The sequence below is a fragment of the Thermosynechococcus sp. FA-CM-4201 genome, assembly GCF_054689355.1.
Map to the genome: position 1 here is coordinate 2,263,680 of NZ_CP079920.1, position 17,580 is coordinate 2,281,259.

A 17,580-nucleotide genomic window follows, 5' to 3' on the forward strand; every position below is an offset into this window, starting at 1 on the left:
CGATGCCTAGCCAACAACAGATTCTTAATACTCTCCGCAACCCGATCGCGATCGCCGCCTCAATTCAAAATCGCAAGCGTTGGGAACAGTTTTTTATTGTGCTGGGGTGGTTCTCCCTGCTCGTTGCCCTATTGACCCTTGTTTTTCTGGTGACTGACCTCTTCCTACGGGGTCTGCCGATGCTGAACTGGAAATTTTTCACTTCACCCCCCAGTAGCGATCCAGAGGAGGCAGGAATTCTCACGGCATGGGTCGGCAGTCTGTTGGTGATTTTTGTAACCGCCTTGGTGGCCATTCCCTTGGGTATTGCAGCGGGCATTTACCTCGAAGAATATGCCCCCAAAAACTGGCTTCTTGATTTTATCGAGGTCAATATCACGAATCTGGCGGGTGTGCCCTCGATTATCTACGGTCTGCTGGCGCTGGGTTTCTTTGTCTATATCCTCAATTGGGGGGAGAGTATTCTCACGGCGGGGTTCACGCTGGCATTGCTGATTTTACCTGTGGTGATTGTGACCACCCGCGAGTCCTTGCGAGCGATTCCCCAGGGGATTCGGGAAGCCGCCTATGCCGTTGGCTCGAGTCGCTGGCAGGTGATTGCGGATCATGTGCTGCCCTACTCAATGGGGGGGATTCTCACGGGGATTATTGTTGGTATCTCCCGCGCGATTGGTGAGACAGCACCCCTAATCACGATTGGGGCTTTGACGTTTATCACGTTCTTGCCGGATCCACCGATTCAAAGCGAGTTTCCCTACATTTCGTTTAAGTGGATTTGGTCTCCCTTTACAGTGCTGCCGATTCAGATGTTTAACTGGGTCTCCCGTCCCCAAGAGGCCTTTCAAATTAACGCAGCGGCGGCGGGGATTGTTCTGCTGGTGTTGACACTGGCGGTGAATGGTACGGCTATCTATCTTCGTTATCGTTTTAGGAAGAGCATCAAATGGTAAAGCCTACGGATCGGGTGGTGGCTACCGAGAACGAGCCACTCAAAAAGCTGGCAGAAGTTCGGGACTTGAACTTTTACTACGGTGGCAAGCACGCCCTCAAAAATATCAATTTGCCGGTCTATGAGAAGAAAGTAACGGCACTGATTGGACCATCGGGTTGCGGAAAGACAACGTTGCTGCGCTGCTTTAACCGCATGCATGATCTCTACCCTGGCAACCGCTACGAAGGGGAAATCTGGCTCGGGGATGACAACCCCCGGAACCTCTTGCAGATGGATCCGATTGAGGTGCGGATGCAGATTGGCATGGTGTTCCAAAAGCCCAACCCCTTCCCGAAGTCAATTTACGAAAACATTGCCTATGGGTTGCGGGTGCGCGGCATCAATAATCGTGCCATTCTTGATGAGGTGGTGGAGCGATCGCTCCGAAATGCAGCACTGTGGGATGAGGTCAAAGATCGCCTCAAAGAACCGGGAACAGCTCTGTCGGGGGGACAGCAACAGCGCTTGTGTATTGCCCGTGCCCTCGCTACGGATCCAGCGATTATTCTCTTTGACGAGCCAACGTCAGCCTTGGATCCCATTGCCACAGTGAGCATTGAGAACCTGATTGTGGAACTCAAGGATCAAGTGACGATCCTGATTGTGACCCACAACATGCAGCAGGCAATTCGCATTTCCCAGTTCACGGCCTTTATGTATTTGGGCGAAATCGTTGAGTACAACGAAACCATGTCCATCTTCACGAAGCCAGTGGAACAGAAGACCGCCGATTACGTCAGTGGTCGCTTTGGTTGATTACTGCGTCAAGTCCGCTTGAGAAGGTGGTCTAAGGGGTAAGGCGTGATTGTGAATCGATCGCTACCCTAGGGCTAATAGTTACTTGTTCTCGCTCTAGGAACGCAGTTATGGTGGCATCGCTGGAGTCAACGGTCAGGGAGATTTCACCTCAGGCGATCGCCCGTGAATTAGCACTCCGCCTTGCTCCGCAGGCCACCTATGTGCGTGTTGCTCACTCCACCGAAGGCTGGAAAATTCTCCTAGAGGCAGAGCAAATTCCCGATCAACGCACCTGCCTTGATGTCTTGGTTGCTTTTTTAAGTCCTGTCCTACCGCAATCCATTGATGTCTATGGGCGACAGTTGGGGGGGCAGCGCCCTGCATGGGGGGTACGTCTGCGGCCTCGGCCGGTTGCAACCCCCACACCCGCAACAGTTGGAGATCGCCAGCTTGAACCCTTAGCCCTAGTGGCCAGTGTCTTAGGAATCTTTGGTTTAGGAGCTGTTGGCCAATGGCAGTCTCCGAGTGTTTGGTTGGCAGCGGCACCCGAACCCACCGTCGAACAAGTGCGATCGGTCATTCTGAATGCTGCGCCTACTCTGGCTCCCGCCCGCCCACCCCTGTGGCACCACTACTCACCCCCTGAGGCCTTCCGTGGCCGTGTGTTTAATCGGGTTGCTTTACCCCCTGAGCAAAAGCTGGTGGCACTGACCTTTGATGATGGCCCTGATCCGACCTACACGCCCCAAGTGCTCGACATTCTTGCCCAAGAAAAGGTCAAAGGGACATTTTTTGCCATTGCCAGAGCCGTTGCAGCCCGCCCAGAATTAGCGCAGCGCATTGTTAGGGAAGGTCATGTCTTGGCCAACCACTCTTGGAGCCACGGCTACCATTCCTTCAATCCTGGGGCTGCTCAGCACGAGGTGGATCAAAGCCAACAATTGATTGCAGACATCAGCGGGGCAAATATCAAGCTCTTTCGACCACCGGGGGGAAATCTCCATAATGGTCTGGTGAGTCGCGCCAGCCAACAGGGCTACGGTGTGGTGATGTGGTCGGTGGATCCACAGGATTGGTTCCCTCGCCAAACGAGCGATCGCATTGTCAACACAGTTGTCCAGCAGGCGCATGCCGGTGCCATTGTTCTGCTCCATGATGGCGGTGGCTCTCGGCGAGCAACGGTTGCAGCGTTGCCCAGAATCATTGCCGAACTGCGGGCTAAGGGCTATCAATTTGTCACTGTCCCTGAGTTGATTGCGGCTCAAGAGCCAACGAGTCTACCAGAACCCCCTTCTTGGCTGACGATTCAAGAAACGGCACAGCTTCAGCAGTTGATTCTGCAACTAGAAACCCGCATTCAAGCTTTAGAAAAGGAGCTAAAGACTACACCGCCATGGGCGATCGCCGAACGGGAGTACCTAGCGGCCACCCTACGGGAGCAACAGGCAGCCCTGTCTTGGGTGCAACAACGGCTGGCCTTTGAACAAGCTGCTGAAGGTCAATATCAAGCGGCTCTCAAACTGGCGGAGCAGGCAACCCTTGCCGCTAAGGCACAACAAGCATCCGTAGCCAAAACCTTGTGGCAGCAGGCGATCGCCACCCTAGACACCATTCCGAACACGGCCTTTGTTGCCCCCCTTGCCCAAATCAAGCAGCGACAATATAGCCGCAGAATGCACCAACTACAATAAAGGCAGCACGCGAATCCCCAACAGCCTGCTATGACAATTGAACACCCAGTGCAACTGCCGCCCCTTGAAAATGGCGATCGCCTGACACGAGCCGAATTCGAGCGGCGCTACGCGGCTATGCCCCACCTGAAAAAAGCAGAACTGATTGAAGGAGTCGTATTCATGGGGTCTCCCGTGGGCATTGATCATAGTCGCTCCCATGGCTCAATCATGGGATGGTTATGGTTCTACAGTGCTGCAACACCGGGGGTAGGCTGCTATGACAATCCGACGGTTCGCTTGGATGGCGATAATGAACCGCAGCCCGATGCCGTTCTCCGCCTCGAAAACGGGGGCAACTCCCGCATTAGTGAGGATGGTTATATTGAGGGGGCACCGGAACTCGTAGCTGAAATTGCCGCCAGCAGTGCCGCCTACGACCTACACGATAAGTTCAGGGTGTACCGCCGCAATGGCGTTCAGGAATATCTTGTCTGGTGTACCTACGATCGCCAAATCCACTGGTTCTCACTTGAAGCGGGGGAATACCAGCCACTTGCTGCTGATGCTGAGGGGATAATTCGTAGTCGCCAATTCCCCGGCCTTTGGCTCGCCCCTGACGCCTTACTCGCCCATGATCTGAGTACTGCCCTACGAGTGTTGCAAGCGGGAATTGCCATCCCCGACCATCAAGCGTTTGTGGCTCGCCAGCAGCGATAGAGAGGTTTTGAGGAGAGAGCCATGAGACTGGAGTATTCTCTGCCCCCCCTTGAAAATGGCGATCGCCTGACACGAGCGGAATTTGAGCGGCGCTATGCAGCCATGCCCCACCTGAAAAAAGCAGAACTGATTGAGGGAATTGTTTACGTGGCTTCACCCGTTCGTGTCAGTCACAGTCAGCCCCATGCCGAGATCATGGCTTGGCTCGGTTTTTACAAAGCAGTTACACCGGGGGTAGGCTGCTATGACAATCCGACGGTTCGCTTGGATGGCGATAATGAACCACAGCCGGATGCCGTTCTCCGCCTTGAAAACGGGGGCAACTCCCGCATTAGTGAGGATGGTTATATCGAGGGGGCACCGGAACTCGTGGTTGAAATTGCCGCCAGCAGTGCTGCCTACGACCTGCACGATAAGCTGAGGGTGTACCGCCGCAATGGCGTTCAGGAATATCTTGTCTGGTGTACCTACGATCGCCAAATCCACTGGTTCTCACTTGAAGCGGGGGAATACCAGCCACTTGCTGCTGATGCTGAGGGAATAATTCGCAGTCGCCAATTCCCCGGCCTTTGGCTTGCCCCTGAGGCCTTACTCGCCCATGATCTGGCTACTGTCCTACGAGTGCTCCAACAGGGAATTGCCACCCCCGACCATCAAGCGTTTGTGGCTCGCCAGCAGCGATAGAGAGGTTCTGAGGAGAGAGCCATGACACTAAAGTATTCTCTGCCCCCCCTTGAAAATGGCGATCGCCTGACACGAGCCGAATTCGAGCGGCGCTATACGGCCATGCCCCACCTGAAAAAAGCAGAACTGATTGAGGGAATTGTTTACGTGGCTTCACCCGTTCGTGTCAGTCACAGTCAGCCCCATGCCGAGATCATGGCTTGGCTCGGTTTTTACAAAGCAGTTACACCGGGGGTTCTTGTCTATGACAATCCGACGGTTCGCTTGGATGGCGATAATGAACCGCAGCCCGATGCCGTTCTCCGCCTCGAAAACGGGGGCAACTCCCGCATTAGTGAGGATGGTTATATCGAGGGCGCACCGGAACTCGTGGTTGAAATTGCCGCCAGCAGTGCCGCCTACGACCTACACGATAAGCTCAGGGTGTACCGCCGCAATGGCGTTCAGGAATACCTCGTCTGGTGTACCTACGATCGCCAAATCCACTGGTTCTCACTTGAAGCAGAAGACTACCAGCCACTCACTGCCGATGCTGAGGGAATAATTCGCAGTCGCCAATTCCCCGGCCTTTGGCTCGCCCCTGAGGCCTTACTCGCCCATGATCTGGGTACTGTCTTGCGAGTCCTCCAACAGGGAATTGCCACCCCTGACCATCAAGCGTTTGTGCAAATCTTGACCGAAACTTAAAAAATTTCCCTAATCTGGCATTATGCTGTATAGAATCCCCGTGTCAATAGGGGGGTATTGGCATCGCCCTTGCCAAATGCATCGATTCTGTCTGCCGATTGAACGTTTCATTCACCGTAGCCCTATGTTGCAATTAGACCCCATTTCCAAAACGACCAATCAACATTCTGGTCACAAAGGTTTAGTGATGGCGATCGGGGGAGCAGAAGACAAAGTACGTGGGCGACAAATTCTCACCACCTTTTGCCAACGTGCTGGCGGCCTAGATGCCGTCATTGGCGTCATTCCCTCTGCTTCCCGTGAACCCGATGCTATGGGGCGGCTCTACCACGATATTTTCCGCGAAATAGGTGTGCGCGAAGTGGACGTTCTATTGGTGGGCGATCGCGCCGATGCCGAACAGGAAGAGATGCTGGCTCGCCTGAGTCGCTGTACTGGCATTTTTATGTCCGGGGGCGATCAACTGCGTTTGTCGGCACTGCTGGATGAAACCCCCCTCCTCTACCAATTGCGCCATCAAGTTTGGGAAGGCAAATCAATTCTTGGGGGCACCAGTGCCGGTGCTGCTGTCATGGGTGAGTGCATGATTGCCAGTGGGGGCAGCAATGAAGCCCCAAACCGCTCCCTCGTGGATTTGGCCACAGGCTTGGGTATTCTTCCCGATGTTTTAGTGGATCAGCACTTCCACAACCGCAATCGCCTCGCGCGCTTGATTAGCGCCATTTCTGCTCATCCCGACAAGCTGGGGGTCGGCATTGATGAAGATACCTGTGCCATGTTTGAAGCCGATGGTATGCTGCGGGTTCTTGGTCGTGGCTCTGTCACCATTGTTGATCCTCGGGATGTCAGCTACACAAACTATGCCCATGTGGATGTCAATGAACCCTTGAGTATCTACAACTTGCGCCTGCACATCCTCAGTGATGGTGACTGCTACAATCTCCGCACCCATCAGGTGCAGCACAAATGTATTTTGCCTCCCCTAAATTAAGTTTTCAGGAAAGTGTTGCTTAAGATACAGTTTATTGCGTCACTCGCCTCAAAACTAAAAATGGTAAGCTGTCCTTAAAAAAGCCACTCTTCTATGAAGATTCTCAAATTACAAACGCTGCGGGGTCCCAATTACTGGAGCATTCGGCGTCATAAGCTGATTGTTATGCGTTTAGATCTAGAAGAGGTGGCCAATACCCCCTCCAATCAGATTCCCGGCTTTGTGGATGGGTTGGTGCGGGTTTTACCCAGTCTCTACAATCATTTTTGTTCCCTTGGCCACGAAGGGGGCTTTCTCACTCGCCTGCGCGAAGGCACCTACCTTGGTCATGTGGTTGAGCATGTCGCCCTCGAACTGCAAGAACTAGCAGGCATGCCCGTTGGTTTTGGCCGCACCCGCGAGACCTCAACGCCGGGGGTGTATCAAGTCGTCTATGAATACCAAGTGGAAGAAGCGGGTCGCTATGCCGGCCGCGCAGCGGTACGACTGTGCCAGAGCATTATTGATACGGGCACCTATCCCCAGCGCGAACTGGATCAGGATCTCGCCGATCTCCGCGAGTTGAAAGCCAAAGCCTCCCTTGGCCCGAGTACGGAAGCGATTGTCCGCGAGGCGGAAGCCCGTAATATTCCTTGGTTTGAGTTGAGCAGTCGCTCGATTATTCAATTGGGTTATGGCGCCCGCAGTCATCGCATGCAAGCCACCTTGAGCGATCGCAGTGGCATCTTGGCCGTGGAACTGGCAGGGGACAAAGAAGGGGCAAAGCGACTGCTTCAGGATGCCGGCATTCCCGTGCCCAAGGGAACCGTCGTTCGCTACATTGAAGACCTCCCCGAAGCCATTGAGGACATCGGTGGCTATCCCATTGTCATTAAGCCCCTCAACGGCAACCACGGTCGGGGGATTACGATTGACATCAACAGCCTAGAAGAAGCCGAAGAAGCCTTTGAAATTGCCAGCAGTGTCTCCAAATCAGTGATTGTCGAACGCTACCATGCGGGTCGCGACTTCCGCGTTCTAGTGGTCAATGGCAAAGTAGTCGCTGTTGCTGAACGGGTACCAGCCCATGTCATTGGCGATGGCCGCTCCACCATCGAAGAACTCATTGAGAAAACCAACCAAGACCCGCAGCGGGGAGATGGTCACGATAATATCCTCACTCGCATTGAGGTCAACCACGACACTTGGACACTCTTGGAAAAACAGGGCTACACCCTGAATACGGTCTTGCAACCGGGGGAAATTTGTTATCTACGCGCCACAGCGAACCTGAGTACCGGTGGCATTGCTGTCGATCGCACCGATGAAATTCACCCGGAAAATGTTTGGATTTGCCAGCGGGCGGCTCGGATCATTGGTCTCGATATTGCGGGGATTGACGTTGTCAGCCCCGATATTAGTCAGCCTCTGCCTAAAGTTGGCGGTGTGATTGTCGAGGTCAATGCTGCTCCCGGCTTTCGCATGCACACGAACCCCAGCCAAGGGATTGCCCGCAATGTCGCTGAACCAGTGTTGAATATGCTCTTTCCACCGGGAACGCCTTGCCGCATCCCGATCTTTGCGATTACGGGCACGAATGGTAAAACCACCACCACCCGCCTCATTGCCCATATCTGCAAACAAACGGGGCAAACCGTTGGCTACACCACCACAGACGGCATCTATATTGGCGATTATCTGGTGGAAAAAGGGGATACCACGGGGCCTCAAAGTGCCCAACTGATCCTGCAAGACCCCACCGTTGAGATTGCTGTCCTAGAAACAGCGCGCGGCGGTATTCTCCGCTCCGGCTTGGGCTTTGACCACTGTGATGTCGGGGTGGTGCTCAATGTGCAGGCTGATCACCTTGGCCTTGGCGATATTGACACCGTTGAACAGTTGGCAGATTTGAAGGCCGTGGTGGTGGAATCCGCTTGGCCGAATGGCTACGCTGTCTTGAATGCCGATGATCCCCTCGTGGCGGGAATGGCACGCCAAGTCAAAGCCCAAGTCGCCTATTTCTCGATGAATCCCCACAATCCGATTATTCGGCAGCACATTCAGCAGGGGGGTCTCGCCGCCGTTTACGAAAATGGCTATCTCTCAATTTTGAAAGGGGACTGGACGCTACGGATTGAGCAGGCAGAAAATGTGCCCATTACCCTTGGCGGTCGAGCCGGCTTTATGATTGCCAATGCCCTCGCTGCCAGTCTAGCCGCCTTTGCCCAAGGCATCAGTATTGAGCATATTCGCGCTGCCTTGACCACCTTCCGCACCTCGGTGGAGCAAACCCCCGGGCGGATGAACCTCTTTGATTTGGGGCAATTTAGTGTCCTGGTGGACTATGCCCACAATCCAGCAGGGTATGAGGCCATTGGTGAATTTGTCCAAAAATGGCCGGGACAGCGCATTGGGGTCGTTGGCGGACCGGGCGATCGCCGTGATCAAGACTTGGAACAACTGGGTGAACTCTCAGCGAAAATCTTTGATTGGATCATCATTAAAGAAGATGACGATACCCGTGGCCGGCCTCGCGGCGATGCCGCCTATTGGATTGAACGGGGGGTACATCACCACAGTGTACAGCGGCAGTATGACATCATCCATGACGAGGTGGCGGCGATTCAATTTGCCCTCGATCGCGCTCCCCAAGGCTCCCTAGTGGTGATCTTTCCAGCAGAAGTCAGCCGCACCATTCAACTGATTCACCAGCATCATCAACGGCTCCAAGGGGAAACGACCAATGGCTTTCACAGTGAGGGAATTCCCACCAGTGGTGATCTCAACCCCTCCATCTCCCATTAGGCAGGTTCTCGACCGCTGGCAACGCTGATAGCATCACCCTCAATGAGCAGTCGGATCCAAGGTAAATGGCAATTTTGGATCGATCGCGGGGGCACATTTACGGATATTGTCGCCCGCCGTCCGGATGGTCAGATGGTGGTGCACAAGCTGCTCTCAGAAAATCCAGAGCGGTATCGCGATGCAGCAGTCGCGGGAATTCGTACCCTCATGGGGCTAGCACCGGATGCCCCCATTCCCAGTGAAGCCGTTGAAATTGTGAAACTGGGGACAACGGTAGCCACCAATGCCCTTTTGGAACGCAAAGGCGAGCCAACGGTGCTCCTGATTACCCAAGGCTTTGGGGATGCTCTAGCCATTGGCTACCAAAACCGCCCGGATCTGTTTGCCTTAGCAATTCAGCAACCACCGCCCCTCTACAGCCAGGTCATTGAAGTCAAAGAACGAGTGAGTGCCCAAGGGGAAATTCTCGTCCCCCTTGATTTAGAAGCCCTGAAGCCACAATTGGCAGCGGTCTATGACCAAGGCATCCGCAGTTGCGCCATTGTGTTCGTGCATGGCTACCGCTACCCTGACCATGAACAACAGGTGGCAGCCTTGGCAAGGGAGATGGGTTTTAGCCAAGTGTCGGTGTCCCATGAGGTGAGTGGCCTGATTAAGCTGGTGAGCCGCGGCGATACAACCGTTGTGGATGCCTATTTGTCGCCAGTGCTGCATCGCTATCTACAGGGGGTGCAGGGGGAATTGGGGCAAATTCCCCTCTACTGTATGCAGTCCAATGGCGGTGTGATGGCAGCCGCCTGCTTTCGCGGTAAGGATAGTCTGCTTTCAGGCCCTGCTGGGGGGATGGTAGGGGTGGTGCGCACTGCTTTAGCCGCAGGGATTGAGCGGCTGATTGGTTTAGATATGGGGGGCACCTCGACAGATGTCTGCCACTATCGTCACAATCCGGATGCCCCTTGGCCAGAGTATGAGCGGTGGCAGGAAACGACGATTGCCGGTGTGCGGTTGCGATCGCCCCTCCTAGCCGTGCATACCGTCGCTGCCGGCGGTGGCTCGATTTTGCGATTTGATCAGGGGTGCTACCAAGTGGGGCCAGACTCTGCCGGTGCCAATCCCGGACCTGCCGCCTATCGTCGTGGCGGACCTCTCACAGTGACGGATGCCAATATCCTCTTGGGGAAAATTCAGCCCGCCTATTTCCCTGCGGTCTTTGGCACCGATGGTCACCAGCCCTTGGATCGCGAGACGGTGGAACAGCAATTTGCTCAACTGCGCCAAGAGATCTACGAGAGCACGGGGGATGCCCGCAGTGTTGCCGATGTGGCCGCTGGCTTCATTGAGGTGGCCGTGAATACCATGGCACAGGCAATTAAGAAAATTTCCCTCGAGCAGGGGCACGATGTGCGCGACTATACCCTCTGCTGTTTTGGTGGTGCCGGCGGCCAACACGCCTGTTTGATTGCCGAGGTGTTGGGAATGCCGCAGGTGTATCTCCATCCCTATGCGGGGGTGCTCTCGGCCTACGGCATTGGTCAGGCGGAGCTGCGGGTCCTCAAGGAGCAAACGATTGAACAACCCCTCACCGCCGCTGTTCTGGCGGAGCTGCAAGGCCAAATTGAACAGCTAACAGAGCAAGCCATAGATGAACTGGTTGCCCAAGGGGTCGATCGCCCGCAGATTCAAAGTCAAGTGCGCATTGGCTTAGGTTATGTCGGGACAGATACCATCCTCTGGGTGCCCTGGGCAGATCAAGAAAGGATGGCAGCAGCCTTTGCCCACGCCCATCGCGATCGCTATGGGTTTACTATACGGGGGCGATCGCTCCGCATCGGTCAAATCGCGGTTGAAGCCGTTGCTGTTCAGGCGGTTCCAGCGGTCACGATGCCCCATGCCGCCACAGAACTCACGCCCCTTGCCCATGTCTCGGTTTACAGCAAAGGCCAATGGCACAAAGCACCCGTCTATGAGCGCGATCGCCTTCCTGCCCATCAGGTCATTACAGGGGTAGCTTTGATCTTAGATGCTACGGGTACCAATGTGGTTGAGGCGGGCTGGCAGGCAGAAGTGGATGATCAAGGGGGGCTGTGGCTGCGTCCTCTTCAGGAATCCCCGCAACCATCAAAGCAGATTGCCGCCACCGTTGCGGATCCAGTGCAACTGGCCATTTTTCAGCAGTTATTTCGCGCCATTGCCGAGCAAATGGGGGTAACGCTCCAGCAAACGAGTGCCTCGGTCAATATCAAAGAACGGTTGGATTTTTCCTGCGCTCTGTTTGATGCTGCTGGCAACCTCGTGGCCAATGCCCCCCATATCCCCGTCCATTTGGGGTCAATGAGCGAAAGTGTCAAGGCATTGCTGGCCGAGAAAGGCAACACTCTTCGGGCGGGTCAAGTTTTTGCCACAAATAACCCCTATCGCGGTGGCACCCACCTGCCGGATATTACCGTGATTACACCGGTGTTTCTCAAGGGGGAAGCGCAACCCGCCTTCTTTGTTGCCTCGCGGGGACACCATGCTGACATTGGCGGAATTAGTCCCGGATCCATGCCGGCCAATAGTACCGATGTGCGTCAAGAGGGAATTCTCTTTGATAATGTGCTGCTGGTGGATGGGGGAGAGTTTCAAGAGGCGGCGATTGCTCAACTGTTGACCCAAGCCCCTTGGCCGGCTCGCTACCCTGAGCAGAATCTGGCGGATCTGCAAGCCCAAATTGCTGCCAATCAGCGGGGGGTACAAGAACTGATCACCCTGTGCGATCGCTATGGTCGCGAGGTTGTGGCTGCCTACATGGAATTTAGCCAAGCCAATGCCGCTGCGTGTGTGCGCCAATGTCTGCGATCGCTCCAAGGGGGCAGCTTTTGCGTTGCAATGGACAATGGCAGCCAAATTCAGGTGCAAATTACCATTGATAGCAACAACGGTACCGCTTGCCTCGACTTTGCAGGCACCTCCCAGCAAACCAATGACAATTTCAATGCTCCCCTTGCCATTACCAAGGCGGCTGTGCTGTATGTCTTCCGAACCCTTGTGCAAGAGGACATTCCCCTGAATGCGGGCTGTTTGCGTCCCATTGAACTGCGGGTGCCGCAAGGCTCACTGTTAAACCCTCAGTTCCCGGCGGCGGTTGTTGCTGGCAATGTCGAAACCTCGCAAACCCTCACCAATGCCCTCTACGGTGCCCTCGGCATTATGGCGGCAGCCCAGGGAACGATGAACAACCTCAGCTTTGGGAGCGATCGCTATCAATACTACGAAACCATCTGTGGCGGCGCTGGGGCAGGAGCCACCTTTGCCGGAGCCAGTACCGTGCAAACCCACATGACCAACTCTCGGCTCACCGATGTCGAAGTGCTCGAAAACCGCTACCCCGTGATTGTTTGGGAGTTTTGCCGGCGCCGGGGCAGTGGGGGCAAAGGGCAGCAACCGGGGGGAGATGGGGCAATTCGTGTCCTTGAGTTTCGTGAACCCATGACCGTCAGCCTCCTCAGCCAGTCGCGAAAAATCCCCCCTTTTGGCCTTGCGGGTGGTGAGTGTGGTGCGGTTGGTGAAAATCAATGGCTGAAACTCGGCCAAATCCCCCATCCCTTAGCAGGAACCGCCACAATCAATGTCCAAGCGGGCGATCGCCTGCGCATTTGTACCCCTGGTGGTGGTGGATTTGGGGTACCTTATCTCTCAGATTAGATATATCAAATCAAATTAATCTTCATCGTCGGTGGGTTGACCGTTGCTGCTCACTTGTTTAAGGTGAATGTGCTTACGGCCAAGGGTAATTTCAAATTCATCCCCCGGCTTGAGATTCATTTGCTTGGTATAGGCTGAACCAATGAGCAAATTACCATTGGCTTGTACCGTAATTCGATAACTGGCACTGCGACCGCCTCGGCTGCCACCACGCCCTGACTTAGTATCAAGATTCATACCCAAGGCTTCCAGAAGTGCCTTATTAAACTTCAGTTTGCTGATGCGCTCCTTACCACTTTGGGTGACCGTATAGTAGCCACAGGCCTTTGCTTTTTCCTCGTGGCTGAGATGTTCCAGTTGTTTGTACTTCTCTAATAAAGCAGCACCTGTCAAGGGTTCTACTTGTTTGCGTCCCATTTTAACCTACCTTTTCAATGATCAAATACTGTCTATTCATTGGCGATTCAATCAAAGAGTGCCAAAGTCTGACAGCGAACTCGTAATGAATGAGTCTCTATCTTTAGCAAACCATAATTTTTTTCAGAATTCAAGTTGCGATCGCCCTTGAGTCAGGGTTTTACATTTCCTTTAAGAGAGTTACATTTACACCCCTTTTCACAGGAAGGCAAGAGGCTCAAAAAGCTGAGGACTAGTGTACAAAGTACGCCACCTCTTTTACGACCCTTTTCACGGTTGTCGCACAGACGCAATACTACAAAAGCCACGGTGGCAGCGGTTTTCATCACCATTGAGGTCTGCCATATTTAAGAAAAGAGACGTAGATGCTCTATCCTTCAGAAAATGACGCTAATCAAACTTACGGCACTTTTTGCAAGAATTGAATATGCTCACAACAATCGCTTCAGTGTGAGGTGGAAAAGCCCAAGAGCGTCAAACCCTCGTTCGCCTGCTGATCATTGTGAACTATTTGGGAAAATAGCAGCAAGCTCAAGCACTGGTTCAGGGAACTGCGGCAATTGCACAACCCCCTTGGTGGGAATAATTCTTTTGCTGAGGTAGCCAAACTGCCGCGGTGTAATTTCAGCAGGTTCGCTATAAACTTCCAGCGTGCGATCGCTGACATTGAACAGCCAGTAATGGGGAATCTTGGCTTCAGCATAAAGTGATAGTTTCACGGTGCGATCGTACTCGAGGGATGAATCCGCCACTTCTATCACAAGGAGTGTGTCCGCAGGCGTAGGATGGGCTGAGGCATAGTCATCTTCTCGATTTTTGACGATCGCCACATCGGGTCGTGGCTCACTATCCAAGGCAATCGTAATCGGCGACTGGCACTGAAGCGTGGCGCGATCGCCGACAATCTTCGGTAAAATTCGCAACAATCGCCGCAGACAGCTTTCGTGCGCTGCTCCCTTGGCCGCTATGCGCACCAGTTCCCCCCGAATTAGCTCAATATGGTCATCTTCCCTCAGAAACCCAAATTCTAGTAAACGGTGATAGTCCTGCACCGTAAATCGCACGGGTTGGGGGGCTTGAGTGGGTTGGCAAGTGGTCGTGATCATGACTTAATTTTAGGCAGACTCTCAGGAGTGACGCATTCTTCGCTAGAGAATGCCCTAAACTGTGGAAACATCAAGGGTGTGGTGCCCTATGATTCCACGTCAATTGGTATTGCGCAATTTCCTCAGCTATCGCCAAGCCACTCTTCCCTTTGCGGGATTACATCTGGCCTGTATTTGTGGTGCCAATGGGGCGGGTAAGTCCTCGCTTCTTGAGGCGATCGCCTGGGCACTGTGGGGGCAAAGCCGCGCTAGCCGTGAGGATGATGTCATCTACTACGGCGAAATGGAAGCCCAAGTGACGTTTGAGTTTAGCGTTCAGGGGCAGACCTATCGGGTGGTGCGGTTGCGGCGACGCGAGCAACATACGGTTTTGGAGTTGCAGATTCAAACAGCGGCGGGCTATACCTCGCTAACGGGGCGATCGCTCCGAGCAACACAGGAAAAAATCATTCAAATTCTTCGCCTTGACTACGCCACGTTCGTCAACAGTGCCTATCTGCGCCAAGGCCGTGCCGATGAATTTATGGCCAAACGCCCCAGTGAGCGCAAGCAACTCTTGGCCACCCTTTTAGGCTTGGATCAATACGAGACCCTTGCGGAAGCGGCTCGCGATCGCGCCCGTGACTACAAAGCGCAAATCAGTGTTCTGGAACAACGCCTCCAGACCCTAGGGGAGCAACTCGCCCAAGAACCACACCTACGCGCCCAACAGGCAGCGGTGAGCCAACAGATTCAACAGCAACGGCAGCAAGTCGAGCAGTGTCAACAGCGGCTCCAAGAACAACAGGCCGCCTACCACGTCCAGCAACTGCAACAGCGGGACTATGAACACCTGCAACAACAGCGAGACACCCTCGGGGCAACGATCGCCCATCTCGAGCAGCAGTGCCAGACCCTCCGCCAAGAACAGGCCGCCATTGCGGATTTGGAAGCCCGTGCCCCCCTCTTGGAAGCCGCCGTCAGCCAATGGCAGCGCCTGAAAACCGCTGAAGCGCAATTGCAGCAGTGTTTTGCTGACTATCAACGGCTGCGCCAAGAGCGCGATCGCCAGCAGCAGAGCCTCGACCAGCAGCGCCAAGACCTTCTGCGCACCCTGCATGGATTGGAGAGCCAGCAGCAATTTCTTCTCGAACAATGCCAGCAGTTGGAAAAGCTCCTCAAGCAAGAAAATCAGATTGTTGCTGCCCTTGAACAGTTACAGCGATCGCGCGCTCAGCTCCAAGCACAGGAAGAGCTGCAACAAAAAGTCTTTCCCCTCCTGCAAGCCAAACAGCGCCTTGAACTGGAACGGCAACAGCAGGAGCAACGCCTCCGCAGCCGGCGCGATGAATTGCAACAGTTGTGGCGGCATCTCCATCAACAGGTGGAACGGCAACCCGCTCTCCAAGAGGCAGTGACACTGATTACCGCCCAGATTGAAACCCTTGAAAAACAGCGCATCTATCAAGACCATGTGCGGGAAAAGGGACTAGAGCGCCGCCGCTTCCTAGAGCAACTGCAAGCCCGCCAGCGGGAGTATGAGCGGCAAATTAATCAACTGGAGCAGCGCTTAGAACTGCTGAATCAGCCGGGAGCGATTTGCCCCCTGTGTCAACGTCCCCTCGATGCCCAGCACCATGAGGCTGTCCTGCGCCGCAATGCCGCCGAAAAGGAAGAACTCCTGAATCAGGTGTGGGTGATTCGTGAGCAACTGGCTGTTACCGAGCGGGAAATTCAAGTCCTGCGGCGGGAATATCTAACGGTGGGCTATGAGATCTCGCAACTGACGCAACTGTTTGAGCAGCGGGGGCAACTTCAGCAGCAACTTCAGAGCACCCAAGATTTAGAGCCGCAATTGGATCGCCTCGCCGGGGAAATCCAGCAGATTGAGGGACAGCTTAGGAACGGCCATCAGGAGACCCTTGGGGAACTGCAAGCCATTGAGGCAGAACTGGCACGCCTGAACTATGACGAGAAAAATCTGGCGATCGCCCGCGGACAAGTGGAAAAATGGCGTTGGGCCGAAGCCAAAGAACAGGAACTCCGCCAAGCGCAGCGGCAATACCGCCAGATTCAGCAACAACTGCCTGCCCTAGTGGCACAACAGGAAGAACTGCAACGCCAACTCAATGCCCTTGAAACCCTCTCCCCTTTGGCACAAACGCTGGCCACCATTGATCAGCAGTTGGCGGCCCTAGCCTACGATCCTGAGCAACATGCCCAAATTCAAGCACAACTGGCTGCACTAGCACCGGACTATGAGGCCTATCAAACCCTGCAACGGGGGCGATCGCGCCAACCCCAACTCCGCCAAGACCTCCAGCACCTAGAGGAAACGCTTCAGCAACAACGGGAACAACTGCAGCGCATTACGGACAAACTCGCCACCCTTGAGGACACGGCACGCGCCGCCAGCCGCCTTGCCGCCGAGCTGAACCAACGGCAACAGGAACTCCTGAAGCAGCAGCAGACCCTTGAGGCCAACCTAGCCCAGCATGGCAAACTCAGCGCTGAATTAGAGCAACTCCATCGCCTAGCCCAGGAATACGCACAGGGACAGCAAACCCTTGCCCACCTCCGCCATCAATACCGCCTCTACTGCGAACTAGCTCAAGCCCTAGGCAAAAATGGCATTCCTGCCATGCTCATTGAAACCGTCTTGCCCCATTTAGAGGCAGAAACCAACCATATCCTTAGTCGCCTCAGCAATCATCAACTCCATGTGCAGTTCATTACCCAGCGCAGCCGCCGCCGCAGTGGAGCCGATACCAAGCCCATTGAAACCCTCGATATTCTCATTGCTGATTGCCAAGGGACTCGTCCCTACGAAAGTTATTCGGGGGGGGAAGCCTTTCGGATCAATTTTGCGTTGCGCTTAGCCTTGGCACGACTGTTGGCACAGCGATCGGGGAGTGATGTCCAGTTTCTCATTATTGATGAGGGATTCGGCACCCAAGATGCCCAGGGCTGTGAACGGCTGATTGCCGCCCTGAACGCGATCGCCCCCGAATTTCACTGCATTTTGGCCATTACCCACGTCCCTGCCCTCAAGGAAGCCTTTCAAACCCGCATTGAAGTCACCAAAACAGGGGGAGCCTCCCAACTCAGCATCATTACCTAGGACAGGCG

12 protein-coding genes are annotated in these 17,580 nt (G+C 54.5%); 10 read left to right on the forward strand and 2 right to left on the reverse strand.

Features of this window, described 5'->3' with window-relative positions; genetic code table 11:
* Nucleotides 1-2: 2 nt before the first annotated feature.
* The 9 genes from pstA to KV190_RS11105 all read left to right on the forward strand — a co-directional run bounded on the left by pstA (nucleotide 3) and on the right by KV190_RS11105 (nucleotide 12,949).
* Nucleotides 3-950 (forward strand): phosphate ABC transporter permease PstA, encoded by a 948-nt coding sequence (pstA, locus tag KV190_RS11065; RefSeq protein WP_460193385.1) that lies wholly within the window; start codon nucleotides 3-5, stop codon nucleotides 948-950.
* Nucleotides 944-1,747 (forward strand): phosphate ABC transporter ATP-binding protein PstB, encoded by an 804-nt coding sequence (pstB, locus tag KV190_RS11070; protein ID WP_460193386.1) that lies wholly within the window; start codon nucleotides 944-946, stop codon nucleotides 1,745-1,747. The genes pstA and pstB overlap by 7 nt, the downstream gene beginning before the upstream one ends.
* A gap of 110 nt (nucleotides 1,748-1,857) precedes the next feature.
* The gene (locus tag KV190_RS11075) at nucleotides 1,858-3,420 is read left to right on the forward strand and encodes a polysaccharide deacetylase family protein (protein WP_460193387.1); all 1,563 of its coding nucleotides are present in this window, start codon (nucleotides 1,858-1,860) and stop codon (nucleotides 3,418-3,420) included.
* Between the two features lie 30 nt (nucleotides 3,421-3,450).
* Entirely contained in the window at nucleotides 3,451-4,119 is a 669-nt protein-coding gene (locus KV190_RS11080; protein WP_460193388.1) for a Uma2 family endonuclease, read from the forward strand.
* A gap of 21 nt (nucleotides 4,120-4,140) precedes the next feature.
* Nucleotides 4,141-4,803, forward strand: a complete 663-nt coding sequence (locus KV190_RS11085; RefSeq protein WP_460193389.1) for a Uma2 family endonuclease — start codon at nucleotides 4,141-4,143, stop codon at nucleotides 4,801-4,803.
* 21 nt (nucleotides 4,804-4,824) lie between these two features.
* The gene (locus KV190_RS11090) at nucleotides 4,825-5,490 is read left to right on the forward strand and encodes a Uma2 family endonuclease (protein ID WP_460193390.1); all 666 of its coding nucleotides are present in this window, start codon (nucleotides 4,825-4,827) and stop codon (nucleotides 5,488-5,490) included.
* A 22-nt stretch (nucleotides 5,491-5,512) separates the two neighbouring features.
* Nucleotides 5,513-6,481 (forward strand): cyanophycinase, encoded by a 969-nt coding sequence (locus KV190_RS11095; protein ID WP_460193391.1) that lies wholly within the window; start codon nucleotides 5,513-5,515, stop codon nucleotides 6,479-6,481.
* Nucleotides 6,482-6,574: 93 nt separating this feature from the next.
* Nucleotides 6,575-9,265: a cyanophycin synthetase gene (cphA, locus tag KV190_RS11100; protein ID WP_460193392.1), complete on the forward strand. Its 2,691-nt coding sequence runs from the start codon at nucleotides 6,575-6,577 to the stop codon at nucleotides 9,263-9,265.
* A 42-nt stretch (nucleotides 9,266-9,307) separates the two neighbouring features.
* The gene (locus tag KV190_RS11105; protein WP_460193393.1) at nucleotides 9,308-12,949 is read left to right on the forward strand and encodes a hydantoinase B/oxoprolinase family protein; all 3,642 of its coding nucleotides are present in this window, start codon (nucleotides 9,308-9,310) and stop codon (nucleotides 12,947-12,949) included.
* Nucleotides 12,950-12,964: 15 nt separating this feature from the next.
* Here KV190_RS11105 and KV190_RS11110 read toward each other — a convergent pair whose 3' ends face one another.
* Together KV190_RS11110 and KV190_RS11115 are read right to left on the reverse strand one after the other, a co-directional pair.
* Nucleotides 12,965-13,366, reverse strand: coding sequence for an AbrB family transcriptional regulator (locus KV190_RS11110; protein ID WP_460193394.1), 402 nt, complete (start codon nucleotides 13,364-13,366; stop codon nucleotides 12,965-12,967).
* A 497-nt stretch (nucleotides 13,367-13,863) separates the two neighbouring features.
* The gene (locus KV190_RS11115) at nucleotides 13,864-14,472 is read right to left on the reverse strand and encodes a Uma2 family endonuclease (RefSeq protein ID WP_460193395.1); all 609 of its coding nucleotides are present in this window, start codon (nucleotides 14,470-14,472) and stop codon (nucleotides 13,864-13,866) included.
* An 88-nt stretch (nucleotides 14,473-14,560) separates the two neighbouring features.
* On the opposite strand from KV190_RS11115, the gene KV190_RS11120 reads away from it, so the two are divergent.
* The gene (locus KV190_RS11120; RefSeq protein WP_460193396.1) at nucleotides 14,561-17,572 is read left to right on the forward strand and encodes an AAA family ATPase; all 3,012 of its coding nucleotides are present in this window, start codon (nucleotides 14,561-14,563) and stop codon (nucleotides 17,570-17,572) included.
* Nucleotides 17,573-17,580: the final 8 nt, after the last annotated feature.